Source organism: Leptolyngbya sp. FACHB-261 (genome assembly GCF_014696065.1).
Taxonomy (GTDB): Bacteria; Cyanobacteriota; Cyanobacteriia; order FACHB-261; family FACHB-261; genus FACHB-261.
Genome location: NZ_JACJPL010000026.1, coordinates 589,842 through 608,677, shown reverse-complemented (window position 1 = coordinate 608,677; position 18,836 = coordinate 589,842). Strand labels below are relative to the sequence as shown.

At 51.2% G+C, this 18,836-nt stretch carries 17 protein-coding genes; 3 read left to right on the top strand and 14 right to left on the bottom strand.

Features of this window, described 5'->3' with window-relative positions; all coding sequences use genetic code 11:
* Positions 1-58: 58 nt before the first annotated feature.
* The 12 genes from H6F94_RS18735 to H6F94_RS18680 all read right to left on the bottom strand — a co-directional run bounded on the left by H6F94_RS18735 (position 59) and on the right by H6F94_RS18680 (position 13,906).
* Positions 59-2,524, bottom strand: coding sequence for a methyl-accepting chemotaxis protein (locus H6F94_RS18735; RefSeq protein WP_190803743.1), 2,466 nt, complete (start codon positions 2,522-2,524; stop codon positions 59-61).
* A gap of 164 nt (positions 2,525-2,688) precedes the next feature.
* Positions 2,689-3,267 (bottom strand): chemotaxis protein CheW, encoded by a 579-nt coding sequence (locus tag H6F94_RS18730; RefSeq protein ID WP_190803742.1) that lies wholly within the window; start codon positions 3,265-3,267, stop codon positions 2,689-2,691.
* A 6-nt stretch (positions 3,268-3,273) separates the two neighbouring features.
* A complete protein-coding gene (locus H6F94_RS18725; protein ID WP_190803741.1) occupies positions 3,274-3,642 on the bottom strand; it encodes a response regulator transcription factor in 369 nt (122 codons plus the stop codon).
* A gap of 719 nt (positions 3,643-4,361) precedes the next feature.
* Positions 4,362-5,246, bottom strand: a complete 885-nt coding sequence (locus H6F94_RS18720; RefSeq protein ID WP_190803740.1) for a sulfite exporter TauE/SafE family protein — start codon at positions 5,244-5,246, stop codon at positions 4,362-4,364.
* A gap of 118 nt (positions 5,247-5,364) precedes the next feature.
* On the bottom strand, positions 5,365-5,901 hold the full coding sequence (locus tag H6F94_RS18715) for an HD domain-containing protein (RefSeq protein WP_190803739.1): 537 nt from the start codon (positions 5,899-5,901) through the stop codon (positions 5,365-5,367).
* An 867-nt stretch (positions 5,902-6,768) separates the two neighbouring features.
* Positions 6,769-7,917 carry a response regulator gene (locus tag H6F94_RS33305; protein ID WP_190803738.1) on the bottom strand — a complete coding sequence of 383 codons (1,149 nt, stop codon included), beginning with the start codon at positions 7,915-7,917 and terminating at the stop codon, positions 6,769-6,771.
* A gap of 453 nt (positions 7,918-8,370) precedes the next feature.
* Positions 8,371-9,606, bottom strand: a complete 1,236-nt coding sequence (locus H6F94_RS18705; protein WP_242041259.1) for a hypothetical protein — start codon at positions 9,604-9,606, stop codon at positions 8,371-8,373.
* Between the two features lie 306 nt (positions 9,607-9,912).
* The gene (locus H6F94_RS18700; protein WP_190803737.1) at positions 9,913-10,554 is read right to left on the bottom strand and encodes an L-threonylcarbamoyladenylate synthase; all 642 of its coding nucleotides are present in this window, start codon (positions 10,552-10,554) and stop codon (positions 9,913-9,915) included.
* Positions 10,555-10,564: 10 nt separating this feature from the next.
* Positions 10,565-11,140, bottom strand: a complete 576-nt coding sequence (locus H6F94_RS18695; RefSeq protein ID WP_190803736.1) for a pentapeptide repeat-containing protein — start codon at positions 11,138-11,140, stop codon at positions 10,565-10,567.
* Positions 11,137-12,534, bottom strand: a complete 1,398-nt coding sequence (locus tag H6F94_RS18690; protein ID WP_190803735.1) for a DICT sensory domain-containing protein — start codon at positions 12,532-12,534, stop codon at positions 11,137-11,139. Before H6F94_RS18690 ends, H6F94_RS18695 begins: the two co-directional genes overlap by 4 nt.
* Before the next feature lie 126 nt (positions 12,535-12,660).
* Positions 12,661-13,413, bottom strand: a complete 753-nt coding sequence (locus tag H6F94_RS18685; RefSeq protein ID WP_190803734.1) for an LmeA family phospholipid-binding protein — start codon at positions 13,411-13,413, stop codon at positions 12,661-12,663.
* 124 nt (positions 13,414-13,537) lie between these two features.
* Positions 13,538-13,906 (bottom strand): YccF domain-containing protein, encoded by a 369-nt coding sequence (locus H6F94_RS18680; protein ID WP_190803733.1) that lies wholly within the window; start codon positions 13,904-13,906, stop codon positions 13,538-13,540.
* Positions 13,907-14,110: 204 nt separating this feature from the next.
* On the opposite strand from H6F94_RS18680, the gene H6F94_RS18675 reads away from it, so the two are divergent.
* The 3 genes from H6F94_RS18675 (at position 14,111) to H6F94_RS18665 (ending at position 16,358) form a co-directional block, all read left to right on the top strand.
* Positions 14,111-14,407, top strand: a complete 297-nt coding sequence (locus H6F94_RS18675) for a hypothetical protein (protein WP_190803732.1) — start codon at positions 14,111-14,113, stop codon at positions 14,405-14,407.
* Positions 14,408-14,672: 265 nt separating this feature from the next.
* Positions 14,673-16,022: an alpha-amylase family glycosyl hydrolase gene (locus tag H6F94_RS18670; protein WP_190803731.1), complete on the top strand. Its 1,350-nt coding sequence runs from the start codon at positions 14,673-14,675 to the stop codon at positions 16,020-16,022.
* 153 nt (positions 16,023-16,175) lie between these two features.
* Entirely contained in the window at positions 16,176-16,358 is a 183-nt protein-coding gene (locus H6F94_RS18665) for a hypothetical protein (RefSeq protein WP_190803730.1), read from the top strand.
* 99 nt (positions 16,359-16,457) lie between these two features.
* Here H6F94_RS18665 and H6F94_RS18660 read toward each other — a convergent pair whose 3' ends face one another.
* On the bottom strand, positions 16,458-17,102 hold the full coding sequence (locus tag H6F94_RS18660) for a hypothetical protein (protein WP_199320503.1): 645 nt from the start codon (positions 17,100-17,102) through the stop codon (positions 16,458-16,460).
* Positions 17,103-17,493: 391 nt separating this feature from the next.
* On the bottom strand, positions 17,494-18,834 hold the full coding sequence (locus H6F94_RS18655; RefSeq protein ID WP_190803728.1) for a tetratricopeptide repeat protein: 1,341 nt from the start codon (positions 18,832-18,834) through the stop codon (positions 17,494-17,496).
* Between the last annotated feature and the right edge of the window lie 2 nt (positions 18,835-18,836).

Genomic DNA, 18,836 nt, shown 5'->3' with positions numbered 1-18,836 from the left:
GACGAAAGGGGTAAGACCACCCAGTCTGAAGGCTCTCTGCTAAGACCCTTGACGCAACCTAAATCTTGAACTGAGCAGCACTGGCTTGAAGGGCTCGGGCCACAGCCAGCAATTGCTTGAAGGCATCCGAAGCTTGTCTAGATCCAGTTGCAGTTCTACTAGCAATCATGGCCACATCCTGCATAGTTTGGGTGACCGATTGAGAGGTCTCCGTTTGGGCAATAGCAGCCTGGGCAATCGCTTCTACCAGTGAACTAATTTGCAAGCTGGCCGCTGAGATTTTGTTCAAGTTTTGACGGGTTTCTTCAACTAGGCGAGTGCCATTCACCACCTGTTCGGTGCCAGCCTCCATTGCCGAAACCACCTCGCTGGTCTCTGTCTGAATATCTTCAACTAGCTGTTGGATTTCAGCCGTTGCTTCAGCCGATTGTTGAGCCAGGGTTCGCACTTCATCAGCAACAACTGCAAAGCCTCGGCCCTCCTCCCCGGCGCGGGCAGCCTCAATCGAGGCATTGAGTGCCAGCAAGTTAGTTTGAGCGGCAAAGGTGCTAATCAGATTCACAACTTTGGAAATTTTCTGGGAAGACTCACCCAGGCGTTTCACCTTACTAGAAGTTTCTGCCACCGTTTCACGAATCGCCACAATCCCGTCCACTGTGCGGTTCATGGCAATATCGCCATCTTCAACGGTTTGTCTAGCTTGCTGCACAGCTACTTCCGCCTGTTGGGCATTGGCTGCAACCGCTTGGACTGACGTTGATAGATCTTCAATTTTGTCGAGCGCGGCTTCGATGTTCTCCGTCTGCTTTAATGCTTCTTCTGATAGCTCTCGCACCGCCACTTCACTGGTACTGGTGGTTTGCACAACCTGTCGAGCGGCTTGCTGCACCTGCGCCACAATTTTGCGCAAGCTGCCGATGGTAGCGTTATAGGAGTCAGCAATTGTGCCAACTTCGGTTTCGTCCACCGTGGCGCGGATGGTCAAATCTCCCTTACTAACCGGATCCACCTCTAGCAAAAGTTCTAAAGCTCGCCTTTGCAGAGCTTCTTTGGCTTGCTTCTGTTGCTCAGCGTTCTCCGATTGCTGTTGGGCAATCTCAGCCTGAGCAGCCAATTGTTGCTGAGTGGCTTCCTCTTGCTCGTCTAGCAGAACCTGAAGTTGCTGAGCCATCTGGTTGATGTTAGAACCCAACACCGCTAGCTCGTCCCGTCCAGATACGATGATTCGAGTATCTAGCTCGCCTTGGCCTAATTTTTCTACCGCATCAGTGGCAGCCAAAATTGGGCGAGTGGCTCGGTTTGCCAGATAAATGGCTAGCACACCGACTAAGAAGGCAGTTGCACCGGTGCCAATGGCAAAGGTTAGCAGTAAGCCTTGGCGGGCCGCGAAGACCTCTGCACTGGGCTGAGCAACCAAAGCACCCCAATTGAGCTTGGGTAAAGTCTCAAGCCGACCAGCAGGAATATAGGAAACAAGATATTGCTGCCGATCCAGACGGTTGGTGTCGACTTGGCTAACGATGCTAGTGCCTGGTTTGAAGTTGGCAGCAGCAGTGGCAAAAACTTCTTGAACTGGCTTATCAATATAATCGGGCTTTGGAGCCACAAAGAGTTTGCCTAAATCACCTACTGCGAAGTTACTTTCAGTGCCGTAGTCTTTAATGCTGTCAGTTAACTGCTGGGCATCAGCTTGAATAATATCATTGAGATATTTAGCAGGCGTCCGTGAACGAATCATGCCAATCGTTTTGCCGGTTGCTGTATCGATAATCGGGGCAGCAGCAAAAATAGAGTAGGTAAAAGACGCTTGCGAAAGTCGGGGTGGTGTGATCACCGGGCGGTTGCTTCGAATAACTTCTTGGAAGTAATCGATCTTGCTGTAATCAGCAATTGTTTCCCCTTCCGACTGCAAAATCAGTCGACCTGACAAATCAGTCACAGCAATACTGTCATAGCCCTGCTTGGCTTTGAGGTATTGGTTGAGCACTGCCTCCTTTTCGCGCGGGGTAGCAGTTGCTCGCAGACGAGGATCGGTCAGAATGCTTAGTTGAGACAGAGTTTGAATATCGCTGTATCGCTCCAAGGCAAAGCGGTCGAGCTGATTTGCCAAGTAAATTGTGTGCGCCTGCTGTTTATCGATAGCATTCTGCGTCACGCTGTTACTTGTGAAGTAGTAAGCCGTCGCGCCAATGGCCAGCACGGGTAAAGTTCCCAAGGCAATGGCTAAAGCTGTTGCCTTGGTTTTCAAACTCAGGCGTTGCCAGGGCCGCAGTGGTTTCTCCGCTGTTTGCTGCGTTGGCCAGCGACCTGGGCCTTCTGTCTGAAGAAGGTCGGGCGATGGGACCGAGCTTAGGTCACTATTTTGTCTATGACTACCCACGGCTCCAGGCCTCAAGTTTGCTGGCGATGCCGTGCTGACTCGGTTGGCCCCGAAATGCTGCTTAGCACTTGTGCGCCCGTAAGAACCATTCAGTTCACTTTGGGGTAAGGGCTTACCGTCTTGAGAAGAGGGGGGCTGAGGCATGGGGAGAAGGGAGAATGTAGTTGGGGGGCAGGGCAGTAACCGATTGATGATGGGTTTCTATTGACAGCTTCTAGTTGAGGTCCTGAATAAAATTGGAGATAGACCTTGTTCGAGGCGAATCAACATCGAGCAATATCAAGCCAAAATCAATCAGCCAAAATCGATCAAACTTCTGGCTTGGGTAGGCCGGCCATAATCAGGTTCCCATCGAGAACCGCCAGCATTTCCCCACTAGGCTTGAGTAAGTATCCTTGTAAAAATTGCTGTAATTTCGGAGTACTTGTCACCCTAGAAGAGGGCTGGATCAGGTTGGAATCCCACCATTCCATCCCCTCTACTTGTTGTACAGACACTCCCAAAGTTTTCCCTTGGCTATGGATAACAACGGTAGTCCGAATCAGCTGACTGACAGGTTGCTGAAATAAGGGCTGAAGCCCCAGAAGACAACCCAAATCAATGATCCAGAGCACCTCCCCACGCCAATTGTGGACACCCATCACATACTCAGGCATGCGAGGAATCGGCACGATCTCAGTGAGGGCCACCTTCAAAACTTCTGTAATCTGCTTAACCGGCAGAGCCAGTAGAGTTTCTGGTAGAAGATGCAGACGCAAAAACTGCTGAGTGGTCTCCGCCGTCTGAGGCGAAGTTCGGCCTTGAGATTGTTTGGTGATCGCAAGATTGGCCGTCTTAGCCAGTACCAGACTCGATGGAGCTGGCTCAAAAGGCTCAGGAAAAGTCATCTAGGCTTACAAACTTTTGAGCAATAGCTTGACAGTACGCAGTAACTCGTCTTGGTCAACTGGCTTGGGTAGATAGGCGGAAGCGCCCTGCTTCATGCCCCAAAATTTATCCATCTCGCCGCCCTTGCTAGAGCACATCACAATGGGAATCTTGCTAGTGTTGGCATTAGCCTTAAGTTCACGGCAGAGTTCAAACCCGCTTTGTCCAGGCAGCACAACGTCAAGAACAATGACATCTGGTTTTTGCCGACTGATTTTCTCCAAAGCTTCTTCACCACTGGCAGCGGCAATCGTGCTCAATCCACCTCGTTGAAGGCATCGAGACAAAATCTCCATCTCTGTCAAGGTATCTTCAACAACTAAAACCGTTCCCATACACTTCTCCAAGCGAGCGAGTTGCGACAGCTACCGATGTAACTGTGCTGATCTTTCTCAGACCGTGAAGCTACACGGTTGAGGGGGTAGAAAACCTGACCGGTTAAGGCCAACGACTGCAACGGTAGATACTGGGCTGACTAAAACTCTCCTAGCTCAACTTGAACTAGAGAAGGCTCAAATCAAAGAAATCAGGGCGAACTAGCGCAGTGCCTAAGCAGGCTTTTCAGCTGTCCTTGTAGTGACAGGTTCTCCTATCACCCCTTGCAGAACAATGCCTCTGGCTACCCTGAATATGCCCTGAATATGACCGATACTCTGCACCTCAACTGCACCCGAGTGAAGTCACGCCATGTGCCATTCAGTTTAAGGGAGCGAAATCTTGAAAGCAAGCATGGTTAGTTTTCCATACTCAATTTTCACGCATCTCATACTCTTATCCTTCAGAGAAGTTCCCTTTGCTTATCTGCACAGTGAGTTCATCACCCTAATGTCTTTTTTCAAACTGGGTAGCAATATCCGGACGATTACTCAAATTTTTGTCTAACTTCAAGATAGCGAAGCCTACATCGATCGGTTGCGAGCAGAACTTGAAATGACTTTTGAATCGGCCCAGTAGACCTTTAGAGGGAAGGGCAATTCATTCAAATTCGGACAGGATAAGCATTTTTAATTTAGAGTTTGTAAACCTTGGCGAATTCTACTCACGGCGAAAGCCCTCAGCCTGATAATGCTTTAAGGGTCATATAAGTTGCCAAGAGTAGCAGCAAGCCGCGGAACAGCCAACCAACCACTGCATCCGGTAATTTGGGTAGAAGCCGTGCGCCCAGTTGTGCCCCGCACAAGCTGCCCAGGCCTAGGTAGAGACCCGGCAACCATAAGACGCTGCCTGCCGCCGCGTGCCGTCCTACCGCCCAAAGCGAAATCAGCGTGACTGCCCCCAAGCTGGTTCGCACCGCGTCTTTAATCCCTTCCCCCAGAAACAACATCTGCAAAGGCACCATGACAACACCGCCACCGACCCCAAACAGACCTGATAGGACTCCTGCCAACAAACCAATTCCTTGACTCTGATAAATCTGGGTCTCAGCCATTTCAGGGTCAGAACTGACCGCTTGCATTAAGCCCACGCCGCCAGAGGCAACCGAGCTTTGAAAACTCTGATTTGAGACTACAGGCGTTGTCGTTAAGGTCAGCGGATCACTAATTTTCGGCAGCTTTTGGAGCCGCTGCTTAAAGTCCATGAGGAAGATTGTCAGAACTTGCAAGGCAGCAAAACTCAGTAGCAACACTCCTGCGGGTAGGGTGTTAGCCAGCCAAACTCCTAGCTCTGTTGTCAGCATGGCAGGCGGTGCCAGTAGTACAACCCGCTCTAAGTTCAATTGCGCTCGCCGCCAGTTCTGAAGGCTACCTGAGGCGGATCCAAGCACTACACCAACCAAACTGGTTGCGACAGCTTGTAAGGGCGAAGCTCCCCATACGGTGAGGGCTGGCACCATCAGAAGCCCCCCCCCGATACCAAGTAGCGCCGAGAGTATACCGACGATAGTTCCTAGCAGCAACAGCGCAAAAAGCCCAGGGTTTAAAAGTTCGGATAGATCCAACGTTGGTAGGCTCCTGACCCATCAAGGTAAATGCCAGCAATATCAGTACAGTGGAACGGCAGCCGGATGGGGCTTCAGGCTGCCGCCCGTCGACATCATGAAACTTTAAGTAACAAGGCTAAGAACAGCCAAAGAAATGGTCGATCAGCGGTTCAAAGTGTTCTAGAGAGAAGGTGTCGTATTCAGGATCAAAGGCCCTTTGGTCCCATTCACCCGCGAATTGCATGGCCAAGTCAAAGGCTGGATGACCTTCGTGCTTGCGATAGGCTTCTGGGTCTTGACCTAAGTATTGGTAATAAAAGCGGCCTTGGAAATCGCGGTGATTCTTGATCACCCAGTAGACCTCCTGGGAGACATAAGGCCTTAGAATTTCGGCGGAAATTGCCGCGTGGTTGGGCACAGAAATCGCCTTACCAATGTCGTGACACAGCGCTGCCAGCACCATCTCCTCGCTCGCGCCTGCTCGTTCGGCTCGAGTTGCAGTTTGCAAGGAATGCTCCAACTGATTAACCGCAAAGCCGTAATTAATATCTTCGAGCTGTCGTAGCATTCGTTTGATGCGAACGGGTGTCGTTTCTTGAACCCGTTTGCCTTCAACGACAATGTGTTGCCAGTGCTCAACAGTAGCCTGGTCCATTCTGGTGAAAGTTTGCATTTGGGTTCTCCTTGCCAGTACCGTTCTAAGGCATGTCTGTGCGGGCTAATGAACTCAAGTCATTAACCAAGTCAAGAAAACTAGAGATCGCTTGACGCACGATAAATTGGATTACCGATTTAACATCAGTAGAACAACTTGCCGAGACTCAGCTATCTAGCATCTAGCTAGAAAGTCGAACAAACTGACTCAAAGAAAATCAAGCGAGCCAGAAGGGATCTGCTGCTCTGCTGAATTGCACAGACCCTGAAGAAATTTTTGAGATAGCTCTCTTGCAGTACGTACAGAAACGTATTGCCATGCAATCCTCTGACCAAATTTCACCCTAACCAAATCTCAATAATGCGTAACAGATGCGCCCTGCTTGCTTTAGCTCCGACCGCTTGCTGCACCTGATAAGAGCCGAGAAGTTACGACCATGACTGAAGAGCTTTGAGGTGTAGCAACAAGAGGGCGGGGGACAACCTCCGCCTTGATGCCTTCGAGCAAACGCTCATAGTACCTTGTGCATCCCTTTCAGTACATCCACCTATCCCTTATGACTGATGGAAACTAGTACCGTCGACCATAAGAAGTTATCTTTACATTATCTTTATAAGTAGAAACCGATGTTTGGCAACTAGTTTACACAAAGTTTACATGATAAATCCGGATGTTACTAACTTGGCACAATGCTGTCAGGGCAAGAAAGGTGAGTATACAAAGCCTGACTTTTTACGCACCCAATACGTGATCGGCTACGTATGCGCAGGAGGGGTTATAAAGCGTGTTAAAGCCAAGTGCTTTAGCGCTGCGCGCTAAAGCAGGCGTGTAGCTACTGCCGCCTCAGCTTATACTTCTAGATTGCATCGAACCCTGATCTCAGCTTTAGGCTGAGATTGTTTGAGCCTGAGCCAGATGTTTTCGGGTTGCTTCCAGCACCGTTTTAGACTCGACTGGTTTTCCTAAAAAATCTGATGCGCCGACAATTTTGGCTCGGACTCGATCAATAATGCCGTCGTTGCCGGTCAAGATGACGATAGGCGTGTTGCGAAAGAGCGAAGTCTTGCGCAGTTTAGAGCAAATTTCATAGCCGTTAGTTTCCGGCATCACCAAGTCTAGAAAAATCAGATCTGGCTTACGCGTGAGTAGGGTGGTCAGAGCTCGCAGGGGGTCTTGAATGGCGATAAATCGATAACCAGCTCCCATTAAAATCTGCTCCATTTCCTGACAGATGCTCGGGCTATCATCAAGGCAGGCAATCAGGGGTGCTACAGCAAGCGTTGCAGGTACCGACGGTATAGTCGGACGAACCGGCGCGGGCAGGTCCGAAATCTCAACCAGTTCGATAATGCCGTCTTGCAGGTAGGGAGCTAGAAATTTGGCAATGATGGCGACCTCCCGCTTCATCTGCTTGGCTACATCGCGCAGAGTTTGCTTGCCATTCAGCAGGGTCTTGAGCAGCTGGTAATGAGCAGTAGGAATTCGCGATCTCAGGCGCTCGGGCTGCCTAAGAATTGGCGCTAAGTTGGGCGAGTATTGACCTAGGCCAGCGCCCTGCCAGCGCTGCCAATTTTGCTGCATCTCCTTAAAGACTTCGCCAATGCCAATGAGTGCCAGTTGAGTGTCTAAAGGTTTTTGGCTACCAATTCGGCAGGTAATGTTAGGCATTTGGGCGATATCCAGAACTGCCTCAACCACGATACTTTTGATCATGGCTTTGATCTGCGGCAGCTTGCTGGCGTCACTATCAGCCAGCAAACAAAGGGCTTGATAATCCCAAACCTCTGCTTCAGTGACCTTAGTCACTAGGGCCGTAATTTCTACTTCAGACCAATAGCAGGCTAGGTTTCTGCGCCAACGTCTAACCGCGTGGGGACCTCCTGTCGCATAGACAATCCGTCCCAAATAGCAGTAGAAACTCCATGGCTGCTTTTCCGTTTCAGAAGCGACATCTAATCTGCCACTAAATTGAGCGCGTTGAAGGATCGCAAACTGGTTCGCGAGCTTCTTAATTCCTCGATAGTCAATTGACACAGCTGTAACGGGACTACCGCCCCAAGGATGGGCTCTGGTTACCTCTTCCTGGGTTTATAGAAGCATCCGGATGGGCTATTTAGGCTTCTCCTCTGCTTAACAGAAGCTAGAAATTTCTAGGGAGGATTGCTACACAGAGGCTCTGAGATCAGTCGGCCGAGTTCGCCCTTACCTTATTACTTCCGGTATCAGATTAATTAACTACCGCTGTGCTTTTGCAGGTTTGCCGAAACTTGGCCTATATCGTTTGTATTTCAAAACGAGCGTGAGCTACGGAATAAAGGGGGTATCTAATGCGCATTTTGTCTCAATCTCTGAATTATCTAAATTACCTGAATTGCCTAAATTGAATCAGCTGCGTGAAATGGAAATCAGGATTGCCCGCTAGCAGGCGGGAGCTCACCTCAGAGCTAGTTAGAAGGGGGCTAGTAGCCCTGAGGTAGCTCGGTGTGCTTAGGCAATCCCATGACCATCATTGCGGACCTCCCAAGCGCGGGCCAGCAGGCCAAACCAGCGCATTTGAAGTTGCTTAGCGGTCCAACGCAGCTTCCGGGCAATGGCTTTGTCGTCTAGGCGAGCTTGCTTGAACACCAGCAATTCGCGCTCACCTTCACTCAACTGTTTTAGGAACTCTTCCCAGACTGGTGTGGGCATGCCTAAGCGCTGGTCTAGATCGGCTTCCAGCCATTGGTGCACTAACTGCCAGTGGTGAACCAGAGCAAAGCGAGTGATGTGGTAGCGAAAACGCTGTTGCAGATAGTCCCGTTCCCGAGGCGTTAGGCCCAACATCCCATCAATTTCGGGCACGCTGAGATCTTGAAGGCGCAGGGTCAGGTAGTTAACACATTGCTCCTGGCCACGCTCGCTCAGATAGCTGATCAACTCAGCAATCACTCGCTCCCGGAGGACAGCTTCTGCAGGGTCGTCGGCTTCCGCCACCATTTGCTCACGCACCTGCTGGATTTGCGAGCCAGTGTTGTAACGGTCGTCCTCGTCATAGCGGCTAGCACCCGCAGCCTGTTCGATATCTAGGGTGAGTTCAGGCGGTTGGCGTTTGGCGAAGGACTGTGCCCGCAGTACGATCAGCTGTTGCGAACGTCCACCGCGCAAACCGATGCGACGTTTTGCATACTGCTCAACAAAGGCCAGGAATTCTGACAACTCCAACAAGCTACGAGGGCAATAGCTAGCCTCAAGGTGATTTTCGCGGCGGAATACGTTTAGGGCTTCGACATAGAAGCTTTGCAGGAAGTCCTCAATCAGAGTCCGACGAGCCTGGAAACCAACATGCTTGCGAGATAGGGCCACATAGCGGTAGACCATTGCACTTAGCGTGCTGTGCAGATCGACCCGACCACGGGTAGCGCCAGACCGGTAGTAGTTGAGAATCCGGTGCAACCGCTGGCGAGCCAGATCCAAAGACCAGACCCGGACCTCGCCCGAGTTTTGAATGCGCTCGCTGCGTTCGCAGACGCGGAGAACTTCTACTGTCAGCCGTCCGACAATGGCTTCCACATCGCCAGCCGCAGCCCGCGTCTGTTGCTGAAACTCGGTGCGCAGTAAACTTTGTACTGCGTCAGCATCGCTGAGATTTGGGTTGTAAAAAGCTCCGGAACGTTGGATTAAATGGGTGGAGGGAGCAGTAGAGGCGGAAGGGCTCACCTGGGGGGCAACAGAGTGGGCTGTCATAACAATCTCCGGTAAACGCACAGATTCACTGAGGGAAAGAGAGCCAGACGGGCAGCGGTTTCAGCGAGGGTAGCTGTGTTTGCTGTGTCTGATGCGTCCACTGTAGGTTCGGACCGTTTGGGATTGGGACGCAGCTGTGTCACTCCCTGAGGTAACTAGATTTCAAGGGGGCTTACCTCAGCACTTAATTGGGGCAAACCCTTGTAACAAGCTAAGTTGACGCCTTCTCAGTGGAATCACCCACGTGGGTGACCGAGCAGCAGAATTTGAGCCAGTCTCAGAACTGTCTACGGATTTATACGGGGGTCACCCAATCAGGTGAGCGACCTTATCCCAGCCCAAACCCTGACGCAGAACCTGCGGTTCGTCGTCGGTTAAATCTAAAATTGTGGAAACCTGATTGGGCAAATCGCGCCCATCATTGACAATCAGGTCTACCTGGTTACTGAGCTCGTCAAACAGGAGCGCGCGCTCGACCGACTGGTCTGGCACATCCACCTCTTCTGGTAAGTGAGCAGAGGTGGAGATCAGCGGATTGCCCAAGGTGGTGAGTAGCGCACGAGCGATCGGATGGGCAGGGACACGAATGCCAACTGTCCGCCGCTTCGGGTTCATCACCAGCTTAGGGACCAACTTGGTTGCTGGTAACAGAAAAGTGAAGGGTCCGGGTACCAGATGGCGCATCAGGCGATAGGCTGGATCGCTCACCACTGCATAGTTAGCAATATCAGATAAAGACGGGCACAAAAAGGTTAGAGGCTTGTCATTGGACAATTGCTTTATCTGGCGCACCCGTGTCACCCCTTTTTTGCTGTTGAGGTCACAACCGATGGCATAAACCGTATCAGTGGGATAAAGCATCACAGCTCCATCCCGCAACGCAGCGGTAATCTTTCCCAGCATCGCCAGCTGCGGCGTTTCCGGATGGATCGGGTAGGTAATAGCCATAACTAAAACTCTACCGATCTAAGACCGTCCCCCTGACACAGGCACCCTTAAGAATTGCGCCCTCGACACTCGTGTGATCGAGCACAGCACATAGCAACGAGGCCTCGGTGAGGTTCGCTCCACACAAAACTGCCCCACTGAGATTGGCTTCCTCTAGAATGGCGCGGCTCAAATCAGCTCCTGAAAGATTGCTGTTGCCGAGATCCGCTCCCGAGAGGTTTGAGCCTGACAGATTGGTGCCGCGCAGATCCGCTCCCTGCAAATCCAGGTCGTTCAGCATCAAATTGCTCAGCGTTGCTCCAGACAGAAAGGCCCCTGAGAAGCTGGCTCCGCGCAACTGCGTTCCCAAAAAAAGCGCTCCGCGCAAATCGGCGTTGCGAAAATCGACCCCAGTCAGATTGGCACCGCTGAAATCCACCCCGCGCAGCGGTGCCCGCAAGATTGCACCACTGAGATCAGCCCCAGCTAAATTGGCTCCCGCCAAATCAATGCCACTGAGGTCAACGCACCGCAAGTCGGCACTTTCTAAATCCGCACCGCGCAGATGGCGCAGTTTACCAGAGTGAAGCGCATGGAGGTCAATCATGAGGGGGCTGTCACTGATTCGGCTGTATTCGCCCACTCGCTGCCCAGCCAGCCTGCGGGCATGTGGCGGGGTCGGGTAGGCAGGGTAATCAGGCCAATTTCACAAAGTTTGAGCACATGGCCTAGGGACTCTAGCAGTCTGGGCTCAAAGTAAGTGCCGCTGAGCGCTTGGCATGCAGCCAAGGCGTCAGCAGAGGCTAGAGGGGCTCGGTTACCGCGGGGATAAATCAAGCTTTGAAAATGAGCGACTAGAGACAGGATGCGTGATTCCAAGGGAATGGCCTCGCCGCGCAGACCTTGTGGGCGCCCACTGCCGTCCCAGTGCTCATGCTGGTGGGAAATGATTTTGGCGACAGCCTCTAGTTCGGGCATGGCTTCCAGCAGAGTGGCACCAAATTCTGGGTGGCTGAGAAAAAAGTCTCGGTCAGAATCGCTCCACTCCGATTCGGCTGTTGTCAGCAGGGCAACGGGGGCCTGACCTAGACCAATGCGATACAGCAACCCTGCCAGACGCACCCGCCGCAAGTTTAGGGTCGGTAAGTCGAGCAGTTGGCCCAAGGTTTCGCAGAAGGCTGAGACTTGGAGGGAGCTATTGGGGTTATGGCTATCTGCACCGTCGAGCCGTTGCGCCATGCGCAGAAAAGCTTGGAGTTTGTTGGCTGTGAGGTTGCGACTGAGGCGGTTCTCTTCGTCTTCTAACTCGCGCAAGGTGCGGCTCTGACGACTAACCGCCACCAACTGCTGCTGGCTCGTCTGAAGATAGGTGACGATCCGCGAGACAACAGAGCTGAGATCGACGCTAGGACCACTTTTTTGGGTTTCGAGGTCGTAGAGGCAGCGATGAAGCTGCGCCGCTAGGGGAAAATTGTAACGCTCAATCTGCTGGACCAGGAGCAGAGCTGCCTGCCGGACCTGCTCGCGCTCAAAGGTCCACAAGCCATAAAACTTGCGTTCGCTGTCTCGCTCTGGGTAGCCATCGGGTCCGTAGTCGCCGGCAGATAGCTCCTCACAGAGGACCATCGCTGCGTAGGTCGGCGCCAGAATCACCAGGTTCCACTCGTTGACCAGACAATCGTCAGCGGCTAAATTAACAAGCGCAACATTAGGCAGTTGCCCTGTGGGATGCTCGCCAAAGCCGCTGTCGGCCTGAGCCATAATCACCACTTGCTGCGAGCGATTAGCAATCTGGCGATACCGCTCCGCCTCTTGGAGATACCACTTGCCTTGCTGGAAGGTTGTGATAACTAGAGGTTGCTCCTCAGTCTGGAGGATGTGATCCTCCATCGCATGACAGAGAGCGACCAGTGTGTTCTTAAAGTACACCCCGAAGCTGGTAGGAAAGTGAGCATCTCCTAAGGTGTGCCTGAGCTGAGCAAGGGTGGGATTGGGGAGCATGTCTTAAAGCATGAGCCTGGGAGAAGGCCGGTTTATGATAAACATTAAACTAAATTAACAATATCAGGATCTACTCTCAGAATTTAGTTTCGAACCAAGTAAGTCTCTAACTCAGCTCTGCCCAATTCAGCTCCGCCGCTTAGGGAATTGGTCAAAGCGGGCAGTGCCTTTGAAGATCAGCTTGCGATCTCGGGTATCACAGCGCTGAAAACGCAGTTGCACGCCATCGAGATTGAACTTCTCCACATCTAGCAGACTATTGGTATGTGTAATCAGAGTTTGGGCCAGCGCGACTGTTTGGCCCTCACCGTCGTAAACCACGTCGGTAAACACCACACGCTGGTCGTCTTGGAGCTCTAGACGTGCCTTGAGACTCAGGGCAACGGGGTTACTAGTGCTGCCAACCCCAACCTTCGCTGAGAGGGAAAGCTGATTGTCGTCGAGCAGTTGCACCTCAATATCGCTGAAGTAGAGAGCCTGGCCCTCAAAGCTGACCTGTTGCAGCTTCTCTAAGATGAAAGGGGTATTGAATGAGCGTGTCAGGTCTTCTTCGCTGAGGACGACCCGCATGGTCGAGCGAGTGGAGGTTTTAAGCTTGACCTGGCCAGTTAGCAGAGCAGACAAGTCGATGGCAACGGCTTCCACTTGCAAGCTGAGGGCAGCAAGGCGTAGGCCGTTGTACATCTGTAGGCCCTGGCCCCAGAAATCAAAGCCGTCCAAACTGCCTTGCAGAATTTTGGACACGGGGTTAGCTTTGACTCGCGCTTCCAGCGCTTCGGTGTGCTTGAAAAGAGCACTAATGGCTGTGGTCGCAACTGAGCCGACAACCTTATCTCCGGACTGCCCTTGAAACGGAAGGCCACTGAATCCACCAAACAAGGCATTCTCCGGGTGGTATTGCTGACATTGCTTACTGTCTCAGTCTACCCGCGGATGCTCGTGCAGGCGAAGGGTACGAAATGCTCTGCCCATTGGCTCTCTCATTTTCTAGCAGTGACTGCCCTTAGCGGAGGCTCCGACCGAAGGGAAACAAAGACAGCGGAATTAGCTTGACGTGCTGCACAGCAAAGGGAATGCCGATGATCGTAATTGCCAATAGAGCAGCGTGACTGAGGTGGGCTAGAGCAATCGGCCAGCCAAAAGTTACCAGCCAGATGACATTGAAGATGAGCTGGAGAATGCCGTTGGCGTTGGGTTCTTCCACGATTTGTTTGCCGAAAGGAGCCATTGTGGCAAGGCCGAGCTTAATCGACTGCAACCCAAAGGGAATGCCGATGATCGTCAAGCAAATGCCCAAACCACCCAGGATATAGCCCAGCCCAGTGAGCAGGCCACCAAAAATCAACCAGATGATGTTACCCAGTAGGCTCATGTCTTGTGTCTCACCATTAATGGTTGGCCCAACTACAGAATGACATAGGGGCGGGATGAAGAGAATTCAGGCTGGGAGTTTGCACTTTTCAGCAAAAGGCTTGGCGGAATTGAACCGTCAACTTGGCCGAAAGCGTGAATGCGCATGCTGCGGTCCTGCCTTTACTTTAAAGACATCACAACGCAACTCCACTCAGGCAAGACGATGCAGAACCTCAACATTGGCCGCTTCTATGTTCAATCTGGTATCACCTTTGCTGCGGTCACAATCTGTCTCTTCAAAATTATGACTAGTGACAATCCCAACGAATCTCAGAACTATTGGACCGGCTTGCTAGGAATTTTGGCCTTTTGGATGCCAGCTCCTACCACGCAAGTGGAATCTAGAGAGCGGGGAGGCATCAATATTGATGCAGGTCCTGCGGGCACAAATGAAATCAGCTTTGAAGCGCCTCAAAGCCCGAATTCGAATTCACTGTCAACTCCAAATCATCGAAATTAGATTGAGACTGATATTGATCCCAAGCAACTTAATTCCTAATCTTAAAAATGTTTTAGCTACAAACAGCTATTGAGAGAGACAACTAAAAGCCTCCGAGAAAATCCGGAGGCTTTTAGTTTGATTAGGATTGGCTCGCTCAAGCCTCAAGCCTAAAACCTCAAGTAAGGTATCCATCAAGAGCTGTTGACCTGCTAGGTTGACCTGCAATTGACTAACCCCTAAGCTATCTCTCGAATCAGAGTTGATGACCTTGATCAATAAAACCATGCATTCATTGAGAATTAGCTTGCTTCTATCTGGATTCGTGTTGATGGGTTTGGCCTGTAATGCCTCAATAGCTCAGCAGCCAGTTCCTTCTAGCGCAACCGAGCGTGTCCGGTGCAACTTCTCAGCGACGCCTACGCCACCAGCGATTAGTTCTCCTCGCGTTGCAGAGGCAAGGGAACGCAATGTTATGGTTCAGCTTTTTGACTGCCGGTTCAAGGAGATTGAAGCAGAGATTCCCAACCTAGTAAGAATGGGATACAGCCACATTCACGTTTCGCCTCCTCAAAAAAGCAATCCAGCTGATGAATGGTGGGGACGTTATCAGCCGATTGACCACACCAAGATTGAGGGTCCTCTCGGAACAGAAGCAGAATTTAGAAGCATGAATGCTGCTGCTGATCGAGCAGGAATCGACATCGTTGTTGATGTGGTTCTAAACCACATGGCAAGCTATGACAAGATTGTCAACTTACAATTTCCACGTTTTTCAAGAGCAGATTTTCATCCCCAAGCTTGCATTAGCTACGGCAATCGAGAATCAGAGACGCGAGGTTGGATTGGTAGCGACTGCGGCTTACCGGATCTCGACACCTCCTCGCCCTATGTGCGCCAGGAAGCAAAAAATTATCTAAAAATGCTATTGAGCTATAGCGTCGATGGTTTTCGTTTTGATGCGATCAAACACATGGAGCCAGAATACTTTGATGATGTGGTCGCAGCAGTGCCCAAAGAGGTGTTTTCAGTTGGGGAATACATTAGCAGTAGCCCTACAGACCTAGCACCCTATCTGAGAAATATGGACGCCTTCGACTTTCCATTGCTGTCCACAATGAAGGGGGCTTTCGCTTTCGGCGGCGATCTCAGGAGTTTAGTCACGCCTGCCGCTTCTCGACAGGCACTGCCTGGTCCAAGCGCTGTCACTTTCGTCAAGAACCATGACACGGCTAATGCCCAGTTTGGCGGTTTTGACATGAGCGGTGTTGATGAACTGCTAGCCTACACCTACATCTTGGGCCGAGAAGAAGGGTTTCCCTATGTTTTCTTGGACAAATACAAGCATCCCCTGGTTCTGGCAGGAGCCAAATTTCACAACCTCGCTTTGGGCAAACCAGTGCTTTGGACCATTGCCGAAGCCAATGTTTTAGCTTGGCAGCGAGGTAGGGATAGCTGGGTGATCATCAACAAGGCAGGCGAGCAGTTAGTGCGCGAAAACTTGCAAACCTCGCTTGAAGACGGAGACTACGTTGATCTCCTGTCGCGCCGGACCCTGAAAGTCAGTCAAGGCAGGCTACCTCGGGTGGAACTTGGAGGTTCTAGCGCCGCTTTCTTTGTTAAAGCTGTGCCCTAAGGCAACTAGGACGCTCGAACGGACAGCGCAGTCGGACAAACAGTTGGCAATCCTCACCCGAGGGACTGATGTCATTCTGCTTTAAGCCTCCGAAGATCGAGCTAACAGCCAGCCGGACAGACATTAGGGTGCAATTGCAGACAGGGTGAAAACATGGGCAATACATTAATTACATTTCTGGTTTTGGGGCTGCTCTTGGTGGCAGTTCTCTCCCCTCTGTCTGCTTTGTCGCTACTCATGCTCTTTCTGTTAGCGGCTACAGTACTCACGGTCTTCTGGAGCCTGGTGCAGGTTCTGTTTACTGGGAGCCAGCGTCAAAGCACCGATCCGGATTGACAATCTCTCCTGCTAAAGCAGCTCGATTAGACTGTTTAGAAAATCAAAAATAGCGGTCAGTAGAGTTAATACTGGCCGCTATTTACTGTTTGCTATCGACTATTTTAGGAGGGGCTCTGCCGTTGGGACTGCCAACTGTTGCAACTCAATAGGCAAGCGAATATCCCAGACGAATTCTGCAAGCAAAAGTAGACTGATTGCCATGAATATACCTGTACTTAAATATTGCAAACTGCTCAAGTAAGGCAAAGCCAGAATTCCTACAAGATGAATAAAGCCTGCTAGTAAGAAAACCCGTGAACGCAGTTCTAAACTTGTCAAAAAGTAACCTAAAGCACTTAATCCTAGCCAAAGCGGGCAAAGGCGAGTGAGAACCTGACCCCAACATAGAAAAATGCTGAGATCGGTCAGAATCAGGCCGAATAACATTAGTGCAACCCAGGCATGCAGTACCCAGCTCAGACGTTTGACCTTGACCCACGCCTGAGTCAAATTCACCATAGCAATGGTTCCTGCTAAGGTCAGTGCAGTCCATAGAATGGCTTGGATGTTCCAGCTCAAAGGTAGGAATTGAGCTGTGACGAAAATTGCGACTGTAATGATTCCCCAGAGTAAACAGGCAAGGTCAGTAGGTGTATAAAACGATGAGAAGACAGTTATCTCACCAAGCTGCCAATGTACTTGCCAAAGGCCCCAGCGATCCTGATTAGGCTGACGGCTTAGAACTGCTTGCTTCGTGCGCAAAAGTGGCACAGTAAGATCAAAAAAGTCCACTGGTAACATTTTAAAGGCGTTTAGTAAACAAGAAGAATATGCCCAGCATCGATCAAATAGCTATTCTCGAAGTCTGCCAATTAGGGTATCTTGTCGAGCGCAAAGTCTGTCGATAGAAATAAACTATTTGTAGGGTGGTTCAAGTTGTACTTGGGCAAATCTTTGAATTTCTTCTAGGGCGCTCCAATTCACCCAATACATAACTAACTAATTCTCGCAATTGTAGTTTACATTTAGCAAAATTGTCATGGGATCGTTGGACTTAAAACTTGAAGGAGCGATTTTGGTCAATCATTAGCTCTATTCAGAACTGACATTTTTCAGCTCTAACCCATCAGGCACAGCAACTCGGCCCACAACTTTACTTTCCCAATGAGCGGGCCATCTGAAGTGCTTGATTCAGAATGGTAGTGGCCTGATCTTGTTGCCCTACAGTTTTGTACTGGCTGGCAATTTGAATCAACGCACGAACCCGGTAGTAGGGATCTGCGGCCGATTGCCCGATCTGCAGTGCCTGCCCAAATTGGCCTTGCTGGGCGTAGGCGTTGGCAATACTGACCAGAGCACGCGACCTTTCCGAATGGAATTCACCCTCCATCGCTTTAGTCACTTGCAAGGCTCGGGCAGGCTGTCCAATCTGTGCATAGCGGATCGCAACCTCTGTGATGAGCGAGTGATCCTTGGAGAATTGAGCGTCCTGCAGCGCCTGGTCAAGAAGTTGGGTGATCTGCTGCGGCTGAACTGCTGGTTGTGATCGGACTGCGCTGTCCTCAGCTGCCAGGTCAATCCAGGTTTGAGCTTGCAGCAAAGGGCTCAGGGTTTGAGCTGTAGCAGCGGCTTGAGTGAGCGCTGCTGCAGCCAAGATTGGTTGATTCAACCGGCGATACTCCACTGCGAGATCTGATAGGAGTGAGGTCTGCAAAGCCGCGTTATTCAGCGTCTGGCTGGTCTGTTGGGCCTGATTGAGTAGGGCCAGGGCTTGCTTGGTCTGACCCAACTCAGCATACTGATGTCCAATTGCAATTAGACCGAAGACCTGCTCAATTCCGGATTCAGCTTTGGCAGTTTGGCTTGCTTGCATGAGTTGCTCCAGAGCGGATTGCCGCTTGCCAATGGCAGCCTGCAAACCTGCCAACTCTGCCAATTGGGCAGAACTCAGATCCAATTGCTGCGCTTTCACCTGGGCCAGTATTTGCGTGAGCAGACCCACAACTGCCTGTGTTTGTTTGGCCTCGGCATACTGACCAGCAACCTGAAGCCAAGTCGAGACTTTTTCAGTGCTTTCCATCTGCTGTGCAACCTGAAGAGTCAGAGCCGGCTGCTGAATCTCAAGGTAATGAGCCGCCAAGTGGGAGAGCAGAACAACATCGCTATCGCATTCTTGACTAGCCTTTTGGCTGACTTGAATGGCTTGTGCTGAGATCTTGAGGGCTTGCCCTAACTGCCCTAGGGCCGCGTATTGCCCTGCCACTTCTGACAGGGCTCTGGGTTGAATGCAGGGATTGCGAATTGACGTGGCAGCCTGTTGAGCCTCAGCAAGGACTGATGTCGCTTGCTTAGCCTGACCAACGGCTTGATACTGCCCAGCAATTTCGGTTAAAGCCCTAGCCCGGTCAAACGTGAGGTAACTGCTTTCACCACGCAAGCCGCAGGCTGCGCTGAGGACGGCGCACAAGCCCGCCGTGACCCATTTGGCTTGCATGC